General features: G+C 70.8%; 19 protein-coding genes and 1 pseudogene. 8 read left to right on the top strand and 12 right to left on the bottom strand.

Features of this window, described 5'->3' with window-relative positions:
• Positions 1-221: 221 nt before the first annotated feature.
• Complete coding sequence (gene aroQ / locus LZ604_RS12695) at positions 222-695, bottom strand: type II 3-dehydroquinate dehydratase (protein ID WP_234515145.1); 474 nt, start codon at positions 693-695, stop codon at positions 222-224.
• A 225-nt stretch (positions 696-920) separates the two neighbouring features.
• Between aroQ and LZ604_RS12690 the strand changes: the two genes are divergently transcribed.
• Positions 921-2,225: an MFS transporter gene (locus tag LZ604_RS12690; protein WP_234515144.1), complete on the top strand. Its 1,305-nt coding sequence runs from the start codon at positions 921-923 to the stop codon at positions 2,223-2,225.
• A gap of 59 nt (positions 2,226-2,284) precedes the next feature.
• Here LZ604_RS12690 and LZ604_RS12685 read toward each other — a convergent pair whose 3' ends face one another.
• The 6 genes from LZ604_RS12685 to LZ604_RS12660 form a co-directional block, all read right to left on the bottom strand.
• A complete protein-coding gene (locus tag LZ604_RS12685) occupies positions 2,285-3,385 on the bottom strand; it encodes a calcium:cation antiporter (protein ID WP_234515143.1) in 1,101 nt (366 codons plus the stop codon).
• Between the two features lie 42 nt (positions 3,386-3,427).
• Entirely contained in the window at positions 3,428-4,408 is a 981-nt protein-coding gene (locus LZ604_RS12680; RefSeq protein WP_234515142.1) for a TerC family protein, read from the bottom strand.
• Positions 4,409-4,693: 285 nt separating this feature from the next.
• Entirely contained in the window at positions 4,694-6,655 is a 1,962-nt protein-coding gene (locus tag LZ604_RS12675) for a TerD family protein (RefSeq protein ID WP_234515141.1), read from the bottom strand.
• Between the two features lie 45 nt (positions 6,656-6,700).
• The gene (locus LZ604_RS12670; protein WP_234515140.1) at positions 6,701-7,279 is read right to left on the bottom strand and encodes a TerD family protein; all 579 of its coding nucleotides are present in this window, start codon (positions 7,277-7,279) and stop codon (positions 6,701-6,703) included.
• Positions 7,280-7,439: 160 nt separating this feature from the next.
• Positions 7,440-9,584, bottom strand: coding sequence for an excinuclease ABC subunit UvrB (uvrB, locus tag LZ604_RS12665; protein WP_234515139.1), 2,145 nt, complete (start codon positions 9,582-9,584; stop codon positions 7,440-7,442).
• Between the two features lie 39 nt (positions 9,585-9,623).
• Complete coding sequence (locus tag LZ604_RS12660) at positions 9,624-10,487, bottom strand: MHYT domain-containing protein (RefSeq protein WP_234515138.1); 864 nt, start codon at positions 10,485-10,487, stop codon at positions 9,624-9,626.
• Positions 10,488-10,766: 279 nt separating this feature from the next.
• Here LZ604_RS12660 and LZ604_RS12655 point away from each other — a divergent pair, with 279 nt between their 5' ends.
• Together LZ604_RS12655 and LZ604_RS12650 are read left to right on the top strand one after the other, a co-directional pair.
• Positions 10,767-11,639 (top strand): glycerophosphodiester phosphodiesterase, encoded by an 873-nt coding sequence (locus LZ604_RS12655; RefSeq protein ID WP_234515137.1) that lies wholly within the window; start codon positions 10,767-10,769, stop codon positions 11,637-11,639.
• 85 nt (positions 11,640-11,724) lie between these two features.
• Positions 11,725-12,279, top strand: a complete 555-nt coding sequence (locus tag LZ604_RS12650) for a methylated-DNA--[protein]-cysteine S-methyltransferase (protein WP_234515136.1) — start codon at positions 11,725-11,727, stop codon at positions 12,277-12,279.
• Positions 12,280-12,364: 85 nt separating this feature from the next.
• On the opposite strand, the gene LZ604_RS12645 is transcribed toward LZ604_RS12650, so the two are convergent.
• Positions 12,365-12,793: a VOC family protein gene (locus LZ604_RS12645; protein WP_234515135.1), complete on the bottom strand. Its 429-nt coding sequence runs from the start codon at positions 12,791-12,793 to the stop codon at positions 12,365-12,367.
• Between the two features lie 99 nt (positions 12,794-12,892).
• Between LZ604_RS12645 and LZ604_RS12640 the strand changes: the two genes are divergently transcribed.
• A complete protein-coding gene (locus tag LZ604_RS12640) occupies positions 12,893-13,798 on the top strand; it encodes a pseudouridine-5'-phosphate glycosidase (RefSeq protein WP_234515134.1) in 906 nt (301 codons plus the stop codon).
• On the top strand, positions 13,795-14,700 hold the full coding sequence (locus LZ604_RS12635; RefSeq protein ID WP_234515133.1) for a carbohydrate kinase family protein: 906 nt from the start codon (positions 13,795-13,797) through the stop codon (positions 14,698-14,700). The genes LZ604_RS12640 and LZ604_RS12635 overlap by 4 nt, the downstream gene beginning before the upstream one ends.
• A 49-nt stretch (positions 14,701-14,749) precedes the next feature.
• Here LZ604_RS12635 and LZ604_RS12630 read toward each other — a convergent pair whose 3' ends face one another.
• Positions 14,750-15,544, bottom strand: coding sequence for a methyltransferase domain-containing protein (locus LZ604_RS12630; RefSeq protein ID WP_234515132.1), 795 nt, complete (start codon positions 15,542-15,544; stop codon positions 14,750-14,752).
• 197 nt (positions 15,545-15,741) lie between these two features.
• On the opposite strand from LZ604_RS12630, the gene corA reads away from it, so the two are divergent.
• Positions 15,742-16,869, top strand: a complete 1,128-nt coding sequence (gene corA / locus LZ604_RS12625) for a magnesium/cobalt transporter CorA (RefSeq protein WP_234515131.1) — start codon at positions 15,742-15,744, stop codon at positions 16,867-16,869.
• A gap of 21 nt (positions 16,870-16,890) precedes the next feature.
• On the opposite strand, the gene LZ604_RS12620 is transcribed toward corA, so the two are convergent.
• On the bottom strand, positions 16,891-17,319 hold the full coding sequence (locus LZ604_RS12620) for a CBS domain-containing protein (RefSeq protein ID WP_234515130.1): 429 nt from the start codon (positions 17,317-17,319) through the stop codon (positions 16,891-16,893).
• A 204-nt stretch (positions 17,320-17,523) separates the two neighbouring features.
• Positions 17,524-18,165 (bottom strand): nucleoside/nucleotide kinase family protein, encoded by a 642-nt coding sequence (locus LZ604_RS12615; protein WP_234515129.1) that lies wholly within the window; start codon positions 18,163-18,165, stop codon positions 17,524-17,526.
• A 280-nt stretch (positions 18,166-18,445) separates the two neighbouring features.
• Between LZ604_RS12615 and LZ604_RS12610 the strand changes: the two genes are divergently transcribed.
• Together LZ604_RS12610 and LZ604_RS12605 are read left to right on the top strand one after the other, a co-directional pair.
• A complete protein-coding gene (locus tag LZ604_RS12610) occupies positions 18,446-19,135 on the top strand; it encodes a DUF2293 domain-containing protein (RefSeq protein ID WP_234515128.1) in 690 nt (229 codons plus the stop codon).
• A 189-nt stretch (positions 19,136-19,324) separates the two neighbouring features.
• Positions 19,325-20,815: a glutamate synthase subunit beta gene (locus tag LZ604_RS12605; RefSeq protein WP_234515127.1), complete on the top strand. Its 1,491-nt coding sequence runs from the start codon at positions 19,325-19,327 to the stop codon at positions 20,813-20,815.
• A gap of 80 nt (positions 20,816-20,895) precedes the next feature.
• Here LZ604_RS12605 and LZ604_RS12600 read toward each other — a convergent pair.
• Positions 20,896-21,418 (bottom strand): annotated as a pseudogene (locus tag LZ604_RS12600) (SAM-dependent methyltransferase); the annotation flags it as partial.
• Positions 21,419-21,524: the final 106 nt, after the last annotated feature.

Here is a 21,524-nt window from a genome sequence, read left to right as displayed (position 1 = left end):
CTGGAAGCAGCCCCGCTCAGGATGACGGCTCCTGCGCGGTACGGGCCGCCGGTCCCTTGTTTCCCGCCCTCGGCCGGCGGCCCCGGCATGCGCGCACCGTGCCGGCGTTCACAGCGGTGCAACACCCGTTCCCACCACACGTAAGGTGACCGACCCGGGCCATACCTCCCAGCCCGTGACAACCGGACTGGGCGTCTCGGCTCAGGTGCGGTGACGGGGCGTCATGCCTCCGTCCGCTCCGCCCCCACGAGCGTCGCGACCCGCTCCACCGCGAACGCGTATCCCTGCACACCGCACCCGGCGATGACCCCGTCGGCGCGCAGGGAGACGTACGAGTGGTGCCGGAACTGCTCGCGCTGGTGGATGTTGGAGATGTGGACCTCCACGACCGGCAGTCCGTCGCAGGTGTTGAGCGCGTCCAGGATCGCGACGGAGGTGTGCGAGTAGGCGGCCGGGTTGATCACGATCCCCGCGTGGTTCAGCCGTGCCTCGTGGATCCACTCCACCAGTTCGCCCTCGTGGTTGGACTGCCGGAAGTCCACGGTGCCCCCGTAGGCGGCCGCCCTCTTCGCACACAGCGTCTCGACGTCCGCAAGCGTGTCGGAGCCGTAGATCTCCGGCTGGCGCTGCCCGAGGAGGTTGAGATTGGGGCCGTTGAGGACCATGATCGGGGCGCTGGCGAGGGTACGGGGCACGGTTCCTCCGGTCCGTTCGGATCTGCCGGCCCACACACGGACCGCGGCTCGGCCCCCGGTCTATCACGTGCGGCGGCGCCGTATGCGTGATCGGTCCCGCCCGGCGCATGGCCGTCATGTACTGATCATCCCTGCGCCGCGGGCGTACGCCCTCTCCCGTCACCCAGAGCACCGAGCCCCCATGCGCCCCCGTAACCGCCGATCACGGTGGGTAGTTGAGGCGGCATGCACGACGCACGCAACGTGAGGGCGCCGTCCCTGTTCCGGCTCGCCGCCGCCTCACTGGCGGGGACCGCCATCGAGTTCTACGACTTCTTCGTCTACGGGACCGCCGCCGCCCTGGTCCTGGGGCCCCTGTTCTTTCCTACCTTCTCGCCGGTCGCGGGCACGCTGGCGGCCTTCGGCACCTTCGGGGTGGGCTTCATCGCGCGCCCGCTCGGCTCGGTGCTGTTCGGGCACATCGGCGACCGGCGCGGCAGACGGCCGGTCCTCATCGCCTCACTGATGCTGACCGGAACCGCGACGGTGGCGGTCGGCTGTGTGCCGACGTACGACACGATCGGCATGGCCGCCCCCGTGCTCCTTCTGGTGCTGCGCTTCCTTCAGGGGCTCGGGCTCGGCGGGGAGTGGGGCGGTGCGGTGCTGCTGACCGTGGAACACGCGCCGCCCGGGCGGCGCGCCCTGTGGTCGAGCTTTCCGCAGGTGGGCCCTTCGCTGGGGTTCATACTGGCCAACGGCATGGTGCTGGGGCTGTCGGCGACGCTGTCGGACGCCCAGTTCGCGTCCTGGGGATGGCGGATCCCCTTCTGGACGGCGGGGCTGCTCGCGGCGGCGGGTCTGTGGCTGCGCGGTTCACTGACGGAGAGTCCGCGCTTCCTGGAGATCGACGACCACGCGCGCGTGCCGCTCGCCGAGGTCGTACGCGTCCACTGGCGGCTGGTGCTGCTGACGGCCGGCGCGCTCGCGGTCGGGTACGCGGTCTTCTACTCCGTGACGACCTGGTCCCTGGCCTATGCGACGGAGCGGCTCGGTGTGAGCCGTCCGGTCATGCTGACGTGCGTCATGGCCACCGTCCTGGTGCAGGGAGCCCTGACGCCCCTCGCGGCCCTCCTGGGCGACCGCTACGGACGGCGGCCGCTGTGCCTCACGGGGTGCGCCGCCGTGGCCCTGTGGATGTTCCCCATGGTGGCGCTGCTGTCCACGGGGGAGCCCTTGCTGATGTTCCTGGGATTCCTGGGAGCGATGCTCGCCTTCATCACGATGTTCGCCGTGACCGCCGCCTATCTGCCGGAGCTGTACGAACCCCGGGTCCGGTGCACGGGCGCGGCTGTGGGCTACAACCTCGGCGGGGTACTCGGCGGCGCCCTCACCCCGATCGTGGCCACCACGCTGGCCGGGCACGGGGGCAGGGTGCCGTGGGGTGTCGGCGCCTATCTGACGGCCGTGGCGCTGCTCAGCCTGGGATGCTTCGCGCTGCTGCCGGAGACGGCTCCCGTGTCCGTCCCGGTGGCGGAACCCGCGCCGGGATGAGAAGCCGGCGGGTACACCGGCGCCACTACGACGGCCCGCCGGCCTTGGCGTCCGGCCGTCTACGGTGTCACCGCCAGCTCCAGATACGCCGCGAACAGGACGAGGTGCACACCGCCCTGCAGCGGCGTGGCACGGCCGGGGACCACGGTCAGCGAGCTCACCACCACGGTCAGCGCGAGCAGCACCATGTGGAGGGGGCCGAGGCCGAGGAGGAGCGGGCCGGACAGCCACAGGGAGGCGAAGGCGACGGCGGGGATGGTCAGGCCGATGCTGGCCATCGCCGAGCCGAGGGCGAGGTTGAGGCTCGTCTGGACCCGGTCGCGGCGCGCCGACCGCAGGGCGGCGATGGTCTCGGGCAGCAGCACGAGCAGCGCGATCACCACTCCGACCACGGCCTGCGGCATGCCGGCCGCCGCCACGCCGGACTCGATGGTGGGCGAGACGCCCTTGGCGAGTCCGACGACACCGACAAGGGCCAGCGCGAGCAGGCCCAGGCTGAGGACCGCGATACGGGCGGACGGCGCGCCGGCATGGTCGTCCGCTCGAATCACCTCTCCCTGCCGGGTGATCGGGAGGAAGTAGTCGCGGTGGCGCACGGTCTGGGTGGTCACGAACAGCCCGTAGAGGATCAGGGAGGCGAGCGCGGCGAAGGTGAGCTGGGCCGTGGAGAACTCAGGGCCGGGTTTGCTCGTGGTGAACGTCGGCAGGACCAGGCTGAGGGTCGCCAGGGTCGCGACGGTGGCGAGCGCGGCGCCGGTTCCCTCGGGGTTGAAGACCGCGATCCTGTGACGGAGCGAGGCCACCATGAGGCTCGCGCCGACGACGCCGTTGCAGGTGATCATCACGGCCGCGAAGACCGTGTCGCGGGCCAGGGTCGCGCTCTTGCTGCCACCGTCCGCCATGAGGGTGACGATGAGCGCGACCTCGATGACCGTGACCGCGACGGCGAGGACGAGTGACCCGAACGGCTCACCGACCCGGTGCGCGACCACCTCGGCGTGGTGGACCGCGGCCAGGACGGATCCGGCGAGGACCACCGTCACCAGCGCGACGACCCCGCCGGGCAGACTCCGCCCCCAGGTGAAGGCCAGGAGGACCACCGCGGCCACGGGGACGACGGCCGTCCACTGTGCCGCGAGTGACCGGAGCCCGACGACCATGCCAATGATCGTCGCAGACCCGCACGTGGGCTGCATTCCAGGTCAGGCCTCGACGCTGTCCTGCCGCGCCCTCTCGATCGCCTCCTGCTTCCGGGAGGCCATCAGACTGGTGATGGTCGTGATGACCAGAACCGTGCAGATCACGCCCAGGGAGACCGGTATCGAGATCTCGGGGACGTGCACACCGGACTCGTGGAGGGCGTGCAGCACCAGCTTGACCCCGATGAAGCCGAGAATGATCGACAGGCCGTAGGAGAGGTGGACCAGCCTCTTGAGCAGGCCACCGATGAGGAAGTACAGCTGCCTCAGGCCCATCAGCGCGAACGCGTTGGCCGTGAAGACGATGTACGGATCCTGGGTCAGGCCGAAGATGGCGGGGATCGAGTCGAGGGCGAAGAGCACGTCGCTGCTGCCGATCGCGAGCATCACCACCAGCATCGGTGTCATGACCCGCTTGCCGTTCTGCCGGATCCACAGCTTGGTGCCGTGGTAGCGATCGGCCACGCCGAAGCGGCGCTCGGCCGCCTTCAGCAGTTTGTTCTCCTCGTATTCCTCTTCCTCCTTTTCGGCTCTCGCTTCCTGGATCAGCTTCCAGGCGGTCCAGATCAGGAAGGCCCCGAAGAGGTAGAAGACCCAGGAGAAGGACGAGAGGATCGCGGCGCCCGCGGCGATGAAGACGGCCCGCAGGACCAGGGCTATGAGCACGCCGACGAGGAGCACCCGCTGCTGGTACTGGGATGGCACCGCGAACTTCGCCATGATCAGGACGAAGACGAAGAGATTGTCGACGCTCAGCGACTTCTCGGTGATGAAGCCCGCGAAGAATTCTCCGGCCGGCCGGCCGCCGCCGAAGACGAGCAGACCCAGGCCGAACAGTCCCGCCAGGGCGATCCAGACGATCGTCCAGACACCGGCTTCCTTGATCGACACGTCGTGCGGCTTGCGGCCGATGAAGAAATCGATCGCGATGAGGGCCGCCAGGCCCGCGATGGTGAGGACCCACAGGGTCGGAGAAACTTCCACTGCGCCTCCGGCAGTACGTCACGGCAAATGTCAGCGTCGTCGCTGCCGGAGGTCTCTTCCACCCGTGGCTCCCGGGGCACGCGGTGCGCCGGATGCCGGTGGGCCGACGCCCCGGGATCTGGCCTGATCCGTACTGACGGGTGCGCCGCAGCAGATAGGGAGTACTCCCCTCCGTGGGAAAGACACTACCCCAATCACCAAGGAAAGGTAAAGAGATTGGTAAAGGAACAGCCAAACTCCCTGCTCAGGGGCCTTTACCTGCCCTTGGGAAGCAGGTCCTGCAGGTCAGCGGTTCCAGGCGCGGCGGGCCTGCGCCACTTGGCCGAGCACCTGCGCGAGGACCTGGCTGCCCGCCGGTACCCGCGGTGGTTCATACGTCCACGCATGGCCGACCCAGGGGTCCGCGAGGTGGTCGTCGGGAACAGGGGTGAGCCGTAGCAGTGAGCGCCAGAGGGGGTCGAGCAACGGACCGTAGGCGGCGGCGTCCTCCCGGTCGGCGACCATCATCAGATGCACGCCCACGGACGGCCCCTCGTCCGCGAGATAGCGCAGCTGGGTCACGGCCCGGTCGTCGAAGCCGTGCGGGAAATCGTGGACGATCAGCAGGTGCTCCGCGGTGTCGAGGTCCGGCGGCAGAGCGTCCGAGACGCCGCCGCGCACTGCCATCTGGAGCAGGTCGACGCGCCGGGTCAGCCGCGTCAGCATGTCGCTCACGCCCGCGGCGCCGACGGCGGGCGCGTCGGCGAGCACACCCGAGTGCACCAGGGGGGCGAGCGCCGAAGCACCCGAACCCGCCGGGTCGATCACGTGCACCGCGAACACGTCGGGCGGGTACACCGCCAGGAGCCGTGCCGCGTGCTCCACCGCCGTCTCCATGGCGAGCCGGCGCAGTTCGTCGGAGTCCGCGAACGGGTCGAGGGATCCGGAGCGGCCGCTGTCGATCCAGAGCCCGCGTTGCAGCGGCAGCCTGACCAGCATGGGGATGCACAGGCTCTCGCTCTCCGGTAGGTGCAGATCTCCGAGGCGCACGGCCATGGGGATCTCCATCGGCACCCGGTAGCCGTGCCAGACCGGGTTGTCCCAGCGTGCGAACGCCGCGGGCAGCGCGGGCTCGACGACATCCGACTCCGCGAGGAGCTGGGCGAGGTCACGGTCGAGCGAGGCCCTGGCCTGGCTGACGAGCTGGGTGTGCTTGGTCCGGGCCGTCTCGCGTGCGAGGTCGCCCTGCCTGCCCAGCCGGTTGCGCGGGTCGGCCAGGACCTTGTCCAGCTCCTGCGCCAGGCGTGAGTCGGCGAAGTCGACGGCGCTGCGGTACGCGGCGGCCGTGCGCGCCAGGTCCTCGAACATGCCCCACACCTGGTTGTAGAGCCGCTCCTCCATGGACCAGCCGGTTGCGTCGCCCGCGACGGGCTGTGCGGGCTGCCCCGGCGTCGCCGGCATGGCCGGCGGGGGCGCGGGCGGTGCCGCGCTCTGCCGGCCGGGGTGGACGTAGTTGATCGGGCCGCCGGGACCGGGTTGCGGCGCCGGATCGGGCGAGCCGGTGACGTCGTACGGGGACCCCTGCCTCGGCACGTTCGGCGGATCCTCGTGTGGCGGTACGGCGCCGGATACCCCGTGGGGCGTCGCCGGTGCGGCCGCCTGCCGTGTGCGGTCACCGTCCGGGAGGCGCGGCGGGGGCGGCGCGACCGAGCGGGCCAGGCCCTGGACCACCGCCTCGTTGATCCCTCCCGCGAGTTGCTCGGCCTCGGCCAGGCCCTGGTCCGCGAGGAGCGCGGCGAGCCCGCCCGCGTACCCCTGGCCGACCGCCCGGACCTTCCAGGCGCCCTGTCTGCGATAGAGCTCCAGCGCGATGACCGCGGACTCGGCATCCAGGCCGCTCATGGAGTAGTGGGCGACCCCCGAGCCGTCGAGGCCGGTCACCGCGGCGACGGGGGCGGCGAGGCCGCCGAACCGTGCCGGACCGCCGGTCCCCGTGGGCAGGGCGAGCAGCACGCTGACCCGGTGCACGGTCTCCGGCAGCGCGTCCAGGTCGAAGGCCAGACGGTGGTCGGCCGCAGCCTGCCGGGAGACCTCGAGTCCGGGCAGCGTGGGCGCGCCCGGATGGGCCACCCACTCGATGCCGCGCACCCTGCCCTGTGCGTCTCCCAGCGTGGCCCCGGCCACCACCGGTGTGCCGGCCGACACCCGGACCTCGAGGCGGGCCTGGGGCAGCGGATGGTTCTGCCCACGGACCAGCTCGGCCGTCATCGCCTCGTCCCCCTGTGTCGCTTCGTGTTCCCGGTGTCCGGATGTCTACAGGTGCGGCAGGATCGCCGGCATCAGGTCCTGGAAGGTGCGGCCGTTGGCCGGGGTGCCGAGGGCCGTCATGGTCCAGCCCGTGCCCGCGCGGTGGACCTTCGCCATGATCTGCGCCGTGTACGCGCCCCCGCCGGCCAGTGTGTAACGGGCCAGCTCCTGGCCGTTGGTCTCGTCGACCAGGCGGCAGAACGCGTTCTGCACCTCCTGGAACGTCTGGCCCGTGAAGGAGTTCACCGTGAAGACGATCTGGTCGATGTGGACCGGAACGCGCTGCAGGTCGACGAGGATCGCCTCGTCGTCTCCGCCCTGGCCGACTCCACCGACGAGGTTGTCGCCCGTGTGCCGCACGGATCCGTCGTCGCTCACGAGGTGACGGAAGAAGACCACGTCCACGGGCTGCTTGTCCGCGAAGAGCACGGCGGACGCGTCGAGGTCGATCTCCCGGGTGCGCGAACCGAACAGCCCGCGCCGGGGGGCGGCCTGCCAGCCGAGCCCCATGCGCACCGCGGTCAGCGTGCCTCCGTCGTTCTTCTGCAGGCTGATCGCCTGCCCCTTGGTCATATTGACGGTCACGCGCCGTTCCCCTCTCGAGCCGTCCCCTGTGCCGCGGACTCCGCGGATGCCAAAACCCTACGCAGCGGCACTGACAGTGACGAACCCCGGACCGCGCTTTGTGTCGGTCTTGCAACACAGCGCGCGCGTTCCGGGGTCCGTCCGGGGGAAGGCGGGGACGTCAGGCCAGGCCCGCCTCCCTCATCTGGCGCAGCTCCTTCTTCATCTCGGAGACCTCGTCGCGCAGCCGGGCCGCGATCTCGAACTGCAGGTCCGCGGCCGCGGCGCGCATCCGCTCCGTCAGCTCCTCGATCTGCTCGGCGAGTTCGGCCGCCGGCCGGTCGGTCGGGACCGCCTCCTTGGCCTTGCCCTTGCCCTTGGCGGGCTTGGCTCCCTTCGCCGCCTGACCGCCGAGCGAGGGGACGGGGGCCTTGGCGCCCTTGCCGTCCTTCGCCTTGCGGTAGCCGCTGCCGAGCAGCTGCTCGGTGTCCACGTCCTCTCGGGCGATCTGGGCCACGATGTCGTTGATCTTCTTGCGGAGCGGCTGCGGGTCGATGCCGTTCGCCTTGTTGTACGCGATCTGCTTCTCGCGCCGGCGGTTGGTCTCCTCGATGGCCTTCTCCATCGCCGGAGTGATCTTGTCCGCGTACATATGGACCTGGCCCGAGACATTGCGCGCGGCACGGCCGATGGTCTGGATGAGCGAGGTCCCCGAGCGCAGGAAGCCCTCCTTGTCTGCGTCGAGGATCGCCACCAGGGAGACCTCGGGCAGGTCGAGGCCCTCCCGGAGGAGGTTGATGCCGACCAGGACGTCGTACTCACCGGACCGCAGCTCGCGCAGCAGCTCGACACGGCGCAGCGTGTCCACGTCGCTGTGCAGATAGCGCACCTGGATGCCGAGTTCCAGGAAGTAGTCGGTGAGATCCTCGGCCATCTTCTTGGTGAGCGTGGTGACCAGGACGCGCTCGTCCTTCTCGGTGCGCTTGCGGATCTCGTGCACCAGGTCGTCGATCTGCCCCTCCGTGGGCTTGACCACGACTTCCGGGTCGACGAGTCCGGTGGGGCGGATGATCTGCTCTACCTGCCCGTCCCCCCGGGACAGCTCGTACGGTCCCGGGGTCGCCGAGAGATAGACGGTCTGGCCGATGCGCTCCTGGAACTCCTCCCACTTCAGCGGGCGGTTGTCCAGGGCCGAGGGCAGGCGGAAGCCGTGATCGACGAGGGTCCGCTTACGGGAGGCGTCGCCCTCGTACATGGCACCGATCTGCGGAACGGTGACGTGTGACTCGTCGATGACGAGCAGGAAGTCCTCCGGGAAGTAGTCCAGCAGCGTGTTCGGCGGGGAACCGGGCTCGCGCGCGTCGAAGTGCATCGAGTAGTTCTCCACGCCGGAGCACGTGCCGATCTGGCGGAGCATCTCGATGTCGTACGTCGTGCGCATGCGCAGCCGCTGGGCCTCCAGGAGCTTGCCCTGCTTCTCCAGCTCGGCCAGGCGCTGCTCCAGCTCCTTCTCGATGCCGCCGATCGCCCGCTCCATGCGCTCGGGGCCCGCGATGTAGTGGGAGGCCGGGAAGACGTACAGCTGCTCGTCGTCGCTGATGACCTCGCCGGTGAGCGGGTGGAGGGTGGAGAGGGCCTCGATCTCGTCGCCGAACATCTCGATGCGGACGGCCAGCTCCTCGTAGACCGGGAAGATCTCGATCGTGTCGCCGCGCACCCGGAAGGTGCCGCGCGCGAACGCCATGTCGTTGCGCGTGTACTGGATGTCGACGAAGCGGCGCAGCAACTGGTCGCGGTCGATCTCGTCGCCGACCCGGAGGCTGACCATGCGGTCCACGTACTCCTGTGGAGTACCGAGGCCGTAGATGCAGGAGACCGAGGCGACCACGACGACGTCACGGCGGGTGAGCAGCGAGTTGGTGGCGGAGTGACGCAGGCGCTCCACCTCCTCGTTGATCGAGGAGTCCTTCTCGATGTACGTGTCGGACTGCGGGACGTAGGCCTCGGGCTGGTAGTAGTCGTAGTACGAGACGAAGTATTCGACCGCGTTGTTCGGCAGGAGTTCACGGAACTCGTTGGCCAGCTGGGCGGCCAACGTCTTGTTGGGTGCCATCACCAGGGTGGGCCGCTGGAGCCTCTCGATCATCCACGCGGTGGTCGCGGACTTACCGGTACCGGTGGCACCGAGCAGGACGACATCCTTCTCACCTGCGCTGATGCGCTTTTCCAGCTCGGCGATGGCCGTGGGCTGGTCACCGCTTGGCTGGTAGGAGCTGACGACCTCGAAGGGCGCCACCGAGCGTTCGATCTGGGAAACGGGCCGCATGTTCTCCACCGTACGACCCCGCACTGACAACCGGGGCGGTCACCGATTCTGCGAGGCCCGGAACCTCTGTGCGGCGCCCCGGCGGGGGCCGGCGGACGGATGCCGTCCGGTGTGAGCCGCCCCGGGATGGGCCGGCACACCGGGTTTGCGCTCCGCCGGGGTCCAGTCGGGCTTGCCCATGACCATCAGCGGGTCGAACATCACGACGACACCGGCCAGGCACAGGAAGACGAGCGGACCGATCATCATCGGGGCCAGCAGGGCGGCCGGTGTCTCACCCGCCGGTGATCCCCCCACGCCGTGCAGATGGACGCTGAGGGCGGCCATGCCCGTGTAGTGCATGCCGGTGACCGCGAGTCCCATGACGAGGCTCGCTCCGACGCTCCACAGGAAGCCGCGGATCTGTCCGGCGGCCCAGAGGGCGGCGGTCGCCGCGACGACCGCTATGACGACGGACGCGGCGACGGTGAGGGTGTTGTACTCCAGCACGCCGTTGAGGCGCATTCCCGCCATGCCGAGGTAGTGCATCGAGGCGATCCCGAGACCGGTGAGGGTGCCGCCGGTGAAGAGCGCGACCCCGGTCGCCCCCCGGTAGCCCACGATGAAGACCCCGACGCCGACCATGACGATGGCTACGGCGAGGCTCGCGAACGTGATCGCCTTGTCGTAGTGGATGGGAGTCTGCGCGACGGTGAACCCCATCATCGCGACGAAGTGCATCGTCCAGATGCCGGACCCGATCGCGGCCGCACCGAGGGCCAGCCACCCGGGCCGCCAGGACTGGCTGACCAGCATCGATCTTGTGGTGCAGCGCAGACCGAGCGCGCCGCCGAGGCAGGCCATGAGGTACGCCACCACGGGAGTGACGAGTCCGTAGCTGAAGCCGTCGACGGTGCCCTGCATGCGCGGCTGCCCTTCCCACCCTGATGCGTCCCTGAAAAGCGAAAATGCCCCCATCCCCAGGACCGCGGCGACGGTCAGGGTTGTGGCAGAGAGTATGACTTCCCCCCGATCGGTCGAACGATATTCCGGCAAAGAATCACGACGCTGCCGCACTTGTGCGGCGCTTGTGAGCACTTTCGGGCAACCCCCGCCAATCTGTGCCCGCCACACTCCGTCACTTGCTTGACTCGCTGCTGCCACTCTGATGCTGTGTGTGATCGCCCGACGCGAGGAGTACGTATGCACGCGCGCGTAGCAGCCGCCACGGCCATCGCGTTGTTCGGACTGGACGTCGCCATACTGCCGACGCCACACGCCGGTGCCGCCGGTGGTGACCGGCTGGTTGTCGTCGCCCATCGTGGCGCCTCCGGCTACGCGCCCGAGAACACCTTGGCGGCCGTCGACAGGGCGGCCGCCATGGGCTTCGGCTGGGTCGAGAACGACGTGCAGCGCACCAAGGACGGCCGGCTCGTCGTGATCCACGACGCCACTCTGGAGCGGACGACCAACGTCAAGCTGCTCTTCCCGCACCGGGCGCCGTGGAGGGTGAGGGATTTCACCGCCGGGGAGATCGCGCGCCTGGACGCGGGAAGCTGGTACGGCCGTCGGTACGCGGGCGTGCGCGTGCCGACCCTGCAGCAGTACATGGAGCGCGTGTCGCACAACCATCAGAGCCTGCTCCTGGAGATCAAGAACCCCGAGCTGTACCCGGGCATCGAGCGCCAGACCCTGGCGCTGCTGGACAAGGAGGGCTGGCTCGACCCGAGCCACCTCACGGACCGGCTGATCGTCCAGAGCTTCAGTGCGGGCAGCGTGCGGACGGTCCACGCGTTGCGGCCGGGGATCAGGACCGCGTACCTGGGCACCCCACAGGTGAAGGAGCTGCGGGCGTACGCCCGGTTCGCCGACCAGATCAATGCGCTGTACACCAAGCTCTCACCCGGCTACGTCTCCGCGGTGCACGCGCTCAAGGGGCCGCACGACAAGACGATGAGGGTCTTCGCCTGGACCGTCAACGGCGCGGACGAGGCCCGGCGGCTGGACGGCTTCGGTGTGGACGGCGTCATCACGAACGTTCCCGACGTGGTGCGCACAGCGGTGACGGCCCGCTGATCCGGCGGCGTCCTCCCGGGGCGCGGCCGGCTGCCCGGCCCGCGACCGAGGAGGCGTTGTCGGTGCCGGGTCGTACGGTGGGCGCATGAACAGTGACGGGCAGGACGAGCAGCGCCTGGTGTGGACCGTGGTCGCCACGGACATCGGACCCCTGCTGCTGGCCGCGACGCGCGACGGCCTGGTGAACGTGGTGTTCCACGCGTCGGAGGCCGTGCGCGACCAGGCCCTGGCGCGGCTGGCGTCCCGGCTCGGCATCGAGCCCCTCGAGGCCCGGGACTCTCCGCTCCTGGCCGAGGCGATACGCCAGCTGGCGGCCTACTTCGCGGGGGAGCTGCGCGACTTCGCGCTGCCGTTGGACTGGTCTCTGATCGCCGGCTTCAACCGGCAGGTGCTGCGCGAGCTGGCCTCCGCCGTGCCGTACGGCAGCGTGGTGGGGTACGGCGACCTGGCGGCCCGGGTCGGCCAGCCGGGTGCGGCCCAGGCCGTGGGCGTGGCGATGGGCTCGAATCCGCTGCCGCTGGTCGTGCCGTGCCACCGCGTGATCGAGAGCGACGGCGGTATCGGAGGGTTCGGAGGCGGGCTGGAGACCAAACGGAAGCTGCTCGCTCTCGAAGGGGTGCTGCCGGAACCGCTCTTCTGACCCGCCTGCGCGGGACGGGAGCCGGGCCCCGGAGGCCGCCGCCCGCGGGTGCCGTGGGCGGCGGAGGGCGCTTCTCGTGGCGGCGCTACTCGTAGTGCCGTGCCTCGAAGACGTTCCCGTCCGGATCGCGGAAGTAGAAGCTGCGGCGGGCCGCGCCGCGGGCGCCCGAGGACCCGTAGGAGAAGTCCGAGACGGGGACGGCCCGCTCCTCCAGGCGGGTCCTGAGCGCCTCGAAGCCGTCTGCCGTCAGGGCCAGGCAGACGTGGTTGACCGGATGTCCGGCGCTCTCGGCAGCCCCCGGAAGCATCCGCATGTCGGCGGCCAGGGAGAGCGGGGCGAGATCGAGGATGGTGTCCTCATTGAGCCGTACGGAGGGAAACGACACCTTGCCCGCGGTGAAGTCCGCGACGCCGAGCGGTTCCAGGCCGACCGCTTCCGTGTAGAACACGGCGGCGGCGACCGGGTCCCGGACCCACAGGACGACATGGTCGAGACGTGGCGAGTTGTTCGTCATGCCCTCAGGCTGGTGTTCTCCTCCCACGGCCCGCAAGTGTTTGGCGGCGGGCGCCACCCGCCAGAGATGAGGGAAGACCGAGAGACAGGAGGCACGCGCGTGTTCTTGGTGTCCGAAGAGGTGCGGGAAGCCCTCGCCGCCCGCCGGCCGGTGGTGGCTCTGGAGTCGACGATCATCGCGCACGGGCTGCCCCGTCCGCGGAACCTCCAGGTCGCCCTGGAGCTGGAGGACCTGGTGCGGCAGGAGGGTGCCGTACCGGCGACGATCGCCGTCCTGGACGGCCGGGCCCATGTCGGGCTGGACAAGGAGCAAGTCGAGCGGATCGCGAACGAGGAGGGGATCCGCAAGCTGGGCCACCGCGACCTGCCGCTCGCGGTCGCGGCGGGTGAGAGCGGGGCGACGACGGTGTCCGCGACGGCCCTGCTGGCCTCCCTCGCCGGAGTGCGGGTGTTCGCCACGGGTGGTCTCGGTGGGGTCCACCGGCAGTGGACGGCGACCCAGGACGAGTCCGCCGACCTCGGCCTGCTGGCCCGGACGAGGATCACCGTGGTGTGCGCGGGCGTGAAGTCGATCCTGGACGTGCCGGCGACGCTGCAGCGTCTGGAGACGCTGGGCGTGGCGGTGGCCGGCTACCGCACGGATCGCTTCCCGGGCTTCTATCTGTCCGACTCCGGGCATCCGGTCGACTGGACCCTGGAGTCGCCGGAAGAGGTCGCGGCGGTCATGAACGCGCAGGACGCGCTCGGCGGCCCGGAGTCAGCGCTCATCGTCGCCCATCCCGTTCCGCAGGACGAGCAGCTCGATCCGCAGCTCCACTCGCGTGTGCTGGCCGCCGCGCTGCAGGCGTGCGAGGAAGAGGGTGTCACCGGCCAGGCGGTCACGCCGTTCCTGCTCGACCACCTGGTGCGGCACACCGACGGGGCCTCGCTGAGCGCCAATCTGGCGGCCGTGCGCGGCAATGTACGGCTCGCGGCACGGATCGCGGCGGCCTGGACAAAGGCGTGAGCGGGGCTCTGCTCGTCATCGGGGACGTCGTCACGGATGTCGTCGCCCGGCACCGCGGCCCGCTCGCGTCGGGCACGGACACGGCCGCCGTCATCCGTACCCTGCCGGGCGGCGCCGGCGCGAATGTGGCGTGCTGGGCGGCCCATTGGGGCTGTCCGGATGTGCGGTTGCTCGGACGCGTCGGGGCCGATACGGCGGCCTGGCACGAACGGGAACTGGCCGGGTCGGGCGTACGGCCCCGCCTGGTCGTCGACACCCAGGCGGCCACGGGAACGGTCATCTGCCTGGTGGACGGAAGTGCCTCGGCGGAGCGCACCTTCCTCACGGACAGCGGGGCCTGTCTGCGGCTTGACCCCGGCGACTGGTCGGACGCGTTCCTCGACGGTGTCGCACGGCTGCATCTGTCGGGCTATCTGCTGTTCTCCGAAACGAGCCGAGGGCTGGTGAGGGTGGTCCTCACGGCGGCACGCACGCGTGGAGTGCCGGTGAGTCTGGATCCGGCGTCGGCAGGGTTCCTGGCCGATCTGGGCGTGGGCCGGTTCCTGACGCTCGCCGAAGGCGTCGACGTGCTGCTCCCCAGCCGGGACGAGGCGTGTCTGCTGACCGGGCTGCCCGACCCGGGGGACGCGGCCGCCAAGTTGAGCCGCCATGTCCCCCTGGTGGTCGCCAAGCTGGGCGAGGACGGGGCGCTGGTGGCCGCGTCGGGGACGGTCCGGGCCCGGATCCCGGCACTCCCCGCCACGCCCAGGGACACGACGGGTGCGGGCGACGCCTTCACCGGGGCCTTTTTGGCGGCCCTTCTGGCGGGGGCGGAGCCGGAGGAGGCGACGGTGGAGGGGTGCAGGGCGGGTGCCAAGGCGGTGGAGAAGGTGGGAGGCAGGCCCCCGACGGGCGCCGGGTAGGCGGCGACCGGCTGCCCTCCGCCGGGTGCCGCCCTCTGCCCGTGCGGCCTTACTCCTTGCGTCCCCACGCCGAGATCAAAGGGGATGTCGCCAGGTCCATCGTGCCGGACGCGACATGGGACAGATGACGGTCGATCTCCTCGTCCGTGGCGAGGCCCTCGGCGACCAGCCGGTCACGGATCTGACGGACGGTCGCGGCTTCGAGGGCCGCGCAGGCGGGCGAGGTGAGCGGGAAGTACGCGTCGGCCTCCACGCGCCGCAGCCCCGCCTCGCGGAGCAGGCGCGGGAGCCGGCGGCCGTAGGAGAGGTCGGCGCCGCGTTCGGCGAGGAGCGTGCGGAAACCCTGGCGCAGGCGATTGGCGAGCTGCTGTTCGGGGCCGTGCTCGTCCGGGCAGATGAGGGGCTGGAGCGCGGGGTCGGCGTCCTCGATCAGCAGTCGGCCGCCGGGGCGCAACGCCTTGATCATCGATCGCAGGGCTTTCTCCCGGTCCGGTACGTGGACGAGGACGAGCCGGGCGTGCACGAGGTCGAAGGCCTGTCCCGGCGGCTCCTCGGTGCCGATGTCGTGGGTACGGATCTCGATCGGGAGGCGGGCGGCCGACACCGCCCACGACGTGTCGATGTCGGTGGCGAGGACCCTCCCGGTCGGGCCGACCTTCCTGGCGAGCCAGGAGACCACGGAAGTGCCGCCGGCCCCGACCTCCCAGCAGCGCCATCCGGGTCCGATGCCGAGGTCCTCGATGTGGCGGAACGTCGTGGGATCGAAGAGGGCGGAGAGTGCGTCGAAACGCCGGCCCGCCTCGGTCTGCCGGTTGTCGAGAAGATATCCGTCGCTCGCCGTCATGCGGCGATCATCCCAGTTGCCCGCCCGGTCCGTGCCGGACGACGCTCCGCGCGACCGGTACACGGTGGCGGCACGCCCCCCGCATCGGAGCGGAACCGCCGGTATCCACAGGCTTTTCCGGTGATCGCGGCCGACTGGCAGACTGGCTCGCGAAGGCGCGGAGTGAGGCGCGAGGAGAGCCACGCAAGGAGATCCAGATGTCCATGGCAGGGAATCTGCGGAAGGTCGCGGGCCTCGACAGGGTCGGCGGCCTCCGCAAGGTGGCACGGTTGGCGCGGCCTCGGGCGCGCGTCGATCTGAGTCACCCCGCCCGGTCACCACTGGGCTCCGCGGTGGTCAACTGCGTGACGTACCAGGACGGCGTTCGGGTCCCCGCCGGCCGGGATCTGGTCGAGGCCGTGGAGCGGGTCCGCAAGAGCAACGACGGCTTTGTCTGGCTCGGGCTGCACGAGCCGACGGATCAGGAGTTCGCGGGCGTCGCCGACCTCTTCGACCTGCACCCGCTCGCGGTCGAGGACGCGATCGAGGCGCATCAGCGCCCGAAGCTGGAGCGGTACGGGGAAACGCTGTTCGCCGTCTTCAAGACCGTCTGCTACGTGGAGCACACGGAGTTGACCGCGACGAGCGAGGTGGTGAGCACCGGCGAGATCATGGTGTTCATCGGCCCTGCCTTCGTCATCACGGTGCGGCACGGACGGCACGGTTCGCTCGGGCCGCTGCGTGAGGAGCTGGAGGCCCACCCCCAGCAGCTCGCGAAGGGCCCCGCCGCGGTGCTGCACGCCATCGCCGACCATGTGGTGGACGATTATCTGACCGTCATGGACGCGGTTCAGGGGGACATCGACCAGGTCGAGACGGAGGTGTTCGCGGAGAACAGCGCGCGACTGGATCCGGGCCGCATCTACCAGCTCAAGCGTGAACTCCTGGAGCTGAAGCGGGCAGTGGCGCCCCTGGACCGCCCCATCCAGGAGCTGGCCACCAAGCCGATCCGGGTGATCGACCCGGAGATACAGGCGTATTTCCGGGATGTCTCCGACCATCTGCTGCGCGCCACGGAACAGATAGCCGCCTTCGACGAGCTGCTCAACTCGATTCTGCAGGCGCATCTCGCTCAGGTGAGCGTCGCGCAGAACGAGGACATGCGCAGGATCACGGCCTGGGCCGCGCTGATCGCGGTGCCGACGATGGTCACCGGTGTGTACGGCATGAACTTCACATTCATGCCCGAGCTGCACTCGAGGTTCGGCTATCCGCTGGTTCTGGTCGTGATAGCCGTCGCCTGTCTCGTGCTGTACCGGGGGTTCAAGCGCAACGGCTGGTTGTGACCCCGCGCGGCATGGTCCGGGTCAGCGTGTCGCACTCCTCGCGTAGACCCTCTCGACCCACTCGGCCAGTTGATCCTCCGTCAGGTTCTCGGCCAGGTCGGCTTCGCTGATCATGCCGACGAGGCGCTTGTCGTCGATGACGGGAAGCCGGCGGATCTGGTGCTCCTCCATCTCCTGGAGCACATCGCCGACGTCGGCGTTCGCGTCGATCCAGCACGGTGTGCCCTTGGCCATGTCACCCGCGGTCACCCGTGAGGGGTCGTGGCCCATGGCCACACAGCCGACGACGATGTCGCGGTCGGTGATGATGCCGCAGAGCCGTTCGTTCTCGTCGCTGATCGGCAGCGCACCCACGTTGAGTTCCCGCATCAGCTGGGCTGCGCGGTCGAGGGTTTCGTGGGCGGGGATCCACTGGGCACCGCGGTGCATGATGTCTCTGGCGGTAGTCATGTGGTACCTCCCGATGCCGGAAGGCCGGCGCGGCACGGGACGCACCGCATGTCCCGGCGCCCCTCATTCTCGCCGTGTCGTCCGGCGAGCGCACCCGGAGGCACGCAGCGGGCGGTGTGGGCCGGACGGACGGGCCGTCGAGCGACGAGAGCAGCTCGGTGTGGCCACGCCTGATCCAGACGATCAGGGCGGCCGGGGGTGTGCTCAGCCGTTCCAGGCGGGGTGGCGCGGGTCGTCCGCGCGGACCAGGACGTCGGCAACGGCGCCCGGGTCGGTCTCCGCCTCGTAGCGCTCGAAGGCGGGGAGGGTCCAGTGCTCGGACTCGGGGGTGCGGCGGCGGAGGGCGCCGGCGGACAGGAGCACATGGACGGTCAGGTCGAAGGGGAACCAGTGCCGCAGGAGGAGGGGACCGTGGAGCAGCAGAAGGCCGCCGGCGGGGAGGTGCACGTAGGGGCTGCGCGTGGCGCGATCCGTGATCGGGTCCCACAGATCGGGCAGGACTCGGCCGTCGCCGCCGGGTTCGAGTGGCCCGAAGACCTCGCGCCACAGGGCTCCGGCGTCGAGCCATCCGTCGTGGTAGGAGTCCGGATCCCGATGGCCGTGTTCCAGTCGGAGGGACGCGGGGCGCAGGAAACCCTCCGCGCCGACGACGAGCGAGGGGCGGCCGCGTATCCGCAGCGCGTCGGACACACGCTGGGCGAGGTCGCCGGGGCGCGCGGCCGGGGCTCCGTCGAAGGCGATGCGCGGCCAGGGGCTGCCGTCGTCGGGCTTCAGGGCAAGCAGCCGGTCGGCGAGGAGGTCGGCGAGCCGCTCCCAAGTGATCGCTTCGAGTCGCACAGGGCCCATGATGCCGCGGCACCGGAGGCGAACCACGACACGGCCGGTGGCGGGCGTGCGGGGCTGCGATCGGTCGCGGGCGGGTTGGCGAGCCGCCGTGGGCCCCGCCGGGCGGCAGGGAGTGAGTGGGGCCGGCGGGGTCTCGGAGGCGTAGCGGCGCCGAGGAGAGCGATCGCGGCGATGGGGCTCGGCCGGACCGCCGGGAGAAAGGGGCCTCGTGCGGCCAGCCGCAAGGACAAGGACAGGTCCGTCGAGGTCGCCGCTCGGCCGGGCGGGGAATGAAGCCGTTATGGCGCCGACCCCAACTCCCCCACCCGTCGGTGGACTTCTGGTCTTCCAGCCGCTCAAGCGGCGGCATTGCGCCGAGTGCCGCGGCGGGCCCTTGTCGCTGCTGGTGCTGGAGGAGGGGGCGCCCCGGTGTCTGGACTGTGCGGACCTCGGGCATCTGGTGTTCCTGCCGCGCGGCGACACGGCGCTGACCCGGCGGTCGCGGGAGGCGAGTGCGCTCTGGGCGGTGGTGGTGCGGTTCAACCGGCGCCGCGGCCGGTACGAGCGGCAGGGGGTGCTCGTCGAGGAGGCGGCGCTCGCGCTGGCCGAGGAGCGGTGCCTGGCGGATGCGGAGGCACGGCGCAGACGTCGGGTCCGCGACGCACGGCGGAGGGCGGCCGAGGACCTGCGGTTCACGGAGGCTTTCGCGCGGGAGATCCGCCGGCTGTTCCCCGGGTGCCCTGCGGGGCGTGCGGAGGTCATCGCCGCGCACGCCTCGGTGCGCGGGAGCGGGCGGGTCGGCCGCAGCGCGGCGGGGCGGGCGCTGTCGCCGGACGCCGCGACGGCCGCGGTGCGGGCGTCGATACGGCACACGGAGACGCCGTACGACCATCTGCTGATGAACGGTGTGCCGAGGCCCGAGGCGCGGCGGCGCATCGCGGAGAGGGTGGAGACGGTGCTGCGGGAGTGGAGGCTCCGGGAGGCGGCGTGACCCGGGCGGCCCGGGAGAAGGGGAGCGGCCCCCCGCCGGTCATGAGGGTGGCGGAGCCAGGCTCCGTGGCGTGGGGGGGGAAGCGCTCGAGCCCCTGGTCGGAGGGCCCTGGTGACGAGGGGCGGACGGGCGGAGGGCGTCGTATCGTGGCACGAAACGACCCGGTACGCGTACGCAAGGGGGACGGCCATGGCCGATCCCAAGGGCTTTATGAGCACCCCCCGGGAGGAATGGCCCCGCAGACCCGTGGAGGAACGGGTGCGGGACTGGAACGAGGTGTACGTCCCGGGTGCGCTGCTGCCGATCATCAGCCGCCAGGCGAACCGGTGCATGGACTGCGGGATCCCGTTCTGCCACGACGCCTGCCCGCTCGGGAACCTGATCCCCGAGTGGAACGGCCTGGTCTCCCGCGAGGACTGGCGCGCTGCCAGCGACCGGCTGCACGCCACGAACAACTTCCCGGAGTTCACGGGGCGCTTGTGTCCGGCGCCGTGCGAGGCGGGGTGCGTGCTCGCCATCAACCAGCCCGCCGTCACCATCAAGAACGTGGAGGTGGCCATCGCCGACCGGGCCTGGGAGGAGGGGTTCGCGCCGCCACGCCCGCCGGAGCGGCTGTCGGGGCGGACCGTCGCGGTCGTGGGTTCGGGTCCGGCCGGGCTCGCGGCGGCCCAGCAGCTCACACGCGCCGGGCACACGGTGGCGGTGTACGAGCGCGCGGACCGGGTCGGGGGGTTGCTGCGCTATGGGATACCGGCGTTCAAGATGGAGAAACGGCATCTCGACCGACGGCTGGAGCAGATGCGGGCGGAGGGGACGAAGTTCCGCACCTCGACGGCCATAGGAAAGGACATCGGGGCCGCCGAGCTGCGGGCGCGGTACGACGCCGTGGTGCTCGCGACCGGCGCCACGGCGTGGCGGGAACTGGATGTGCCGGGACGGGAGCTCTCCGGGATCCATCAGGCGATGGAGTACCTGCCGCTGGCCGACCGGGTGTGCGAGGGTGACCTGCGGGTCTCGCCGCTGTCGGCGGCGGGGAAGCACGTCGTGATCGTGGGGGGCGGGGACACGGGGGCGGACTGTCTCGGCACCGCGGTGCGCGAAGGGGCGGCGTCCGTGACCCAGCTCGACATCTACCCGCAGCCGGAGGCGGCCCGGAACGAGGAGACCGAGCCGTGGCCGACGTATCCGAAGATCTACCGGCTGTCCGCCGCGCACGAGGAGGCGCGTGATCTGCGCACGGCGCCCGCCGCGGAGGCGGACGCACGGCTGTTCGCGGCGTCCACGCTGCGGTTCACGGGGGACGCCGACGGGCACGTGCGCGCGCTGCACCTGGTCGAGGTGGACGAGCGGCGGCAGCCGGTGCCGGGTACCGGGCGGACGCTGCCCGTGGACCTCGTGCTGCTCGCGCTGGGATTCTCCGGGCCGGACCGCAGGGACGGGCTGATCGACCAGCTCGGGATCGCGCTCGACGCACGCGGGACGATCACACGGGACGAGAACTTCGCGACGAACGTCCCGGGAGTGTTCGCCGCGGGGGACGCCGCACGCGGACAGTCGCTCATCGTGTGGGCGATCGCGGAGGGGCGGGCCGTGGCCGCGGCGGTGGACCGGCGGCTGACCGGCGGCGCGTCGCACCTGCCGGCGCCTATCGGGCCGTACGACCGGCCGATGAGGGCGTAGAGCGGACCGACGTCCGGCGGACGACGGATTCCCGGCCCGGACCCGCCTCAGGCCCCCCGGGCGTCGGCGGTTCTCCGCGGTTACGGCTTGCGGCCCACGGCGCCGTAGCCGGGAATGACGCCGTCGTCCTGCCCCGGGACCGGCTCGCCCAGCTCCGGGTGCCACTTGTGGACCACCTCCACCCCGGGTTCGACGAGGTCGAGTCCGTGGAAGAAGCGGGCGAACTCCTCGCGGGAGCGGAGCGCGGGCGTGACTCCGGCCGCCTTGAGCTTCTCGGTCGCCGCCGCTGACCGCTCGGGGGTGAAGTCGGCGGTGGCGTGGGTCATCATCAGACAGCTGACGGAGGGCAGTTCGGCCAGCAGCCGGCCCACCAGGTCATGCGCAGACGATGCGCGCGTCCGCTGCGACGTCCTGGGCGATCCGGTGCAGGTTCGGTTCGATCGGAATGCCCGTGCCGACGTCCAGGAACTGCCGTAGGCCCTGGTGGTCCGGCCAGCGCGTGGCACGGTGCATGAACGCCCGGTCGACCCGCGCCATCACCGGCACCCTCGGGTCGAGGGCGAGCGTCTGCCGGCCCATCTCCTCGTCGACGGGGTGGTTGTCCGTGGGGGGCCTGCCCGGTCATGAGGAACTCCGTGATTCCGTGGGAAGGTCAGTGATCAACTGAATGGCACATCGGTCATGGCAGTGCTTCCGATGGCGGTGGTGC

The organism is Streptomyces glomeratus (assembly GCF_021462825.1).
In the GTDB taxonomy this organism is placed as follows: Bacteria; Actinomycetota; Actinomycetes; order Streptomycetales; family Streptomycetaceae; genus Streptomyces; species Streptomyces glomeratus.
This window is presented reverse-complemented; position numbering and strand designations above follow the sequence as displayed.

Bases quoted from the DNA above. Each gene is read 5' to 3' on its own strand.
- LZ604_RS12690 (WP_234515144.1), top strand. From the start codon at position 921: ATGCACGACGCACGCAACGTGAGGGCGCCGTCCCTGTTCCGGCTCGCC.
- LZ604_RS12685 (WP_234515143.1), bottom strand. From the start codon at position 3,385: ATGGTCGTCGGGCTCCGGTCACTCGCGGCACAGTGGACGGCCGTCGTC.
- LZ604_RS12675 (WP_234515141.1), bottom strand. From the start codon at position 6,655: ATGACGGCCGAGCTGGTCCGTGGGCAGAACCATCCGCTGCCCCAGGCC.
- uvrB (WP_234515139.1), bottom strand. From the start codon at position 9,584: ATGCGGCCCGTTTCCCAGATCGAACGCTCGGTGGCGCCCTTCGAGGTC.
- LZ604_RS12660 (WP_234515138.1), bottom strand. From the start codon at position 10,487: ATGCAGGGCACCGTCGACGGCTTCAGCTACGGACTCGTCACTCCCGTG.
- LZ604_RS12655 (WP_234515137.1), top strand. From the start codon at position 10,767: ATGCACGCGCGCGTAGCAGCCGCCACGGCCATCGCGTTGTTCGGACTG.
- LZ604_RS12650 (WP_234515136.1), top strand. From the start codon at position 11,725: ATGAACAGTGACGGGCAGGACGAGCAGCGCCTGGTGTGGACCGTGGTC.
- LZ604_RS12645 (WP_234515135.1), bottom strand. From the start codon at position 12,793: ATGACGAACAACTCGCCACGTCTCGACCATGTCGTCCTGTGGGTCCGG.
- LZ604_RS12630 (WP_234515132.1), bottom strand. From the start codon at position 15,544: ATGACGGCGAGCGACGGATATCTTCTCGACAACCGGCAGACCGAGGCG.
- corA (WP_234515131.1), top strand. From the start codon at position 15,742: ATGTCCATGGCAGGGAATCTGCGGAAGGTCGCGGGCCTCGACAGGGTC.
- LZ604_RS12620 (WP_234515130.1), bottom strand. From the start codon at position 17,319: ATGACTACCGCCAGAGACATCATGCACCGCGGTGCCCAGTGGATCCCC.
- LZ604_RS12615 (WP_234515129.1), bottom strand. From the start codon at position 18,165: ATGGGCCCTGTGCGACTCGAAGCGATCACTTGGGAGCGGCTCGCCGAC.
- LZ604_RS12610 (WP_234515128.1), top strand. From the start codon at position 18,446: ATGGCGCCGACCCCAACTCCCCCACCCGTCGGTGGACTTCTGGTCTTC.
- LZ604_RS12605 (WP_234515127.1), top strand. From the start codon at position 19,325: ATGGCCGATCCCAAGGGCTTTATGAGCACCCCCCGGGAGGAATGGCCC.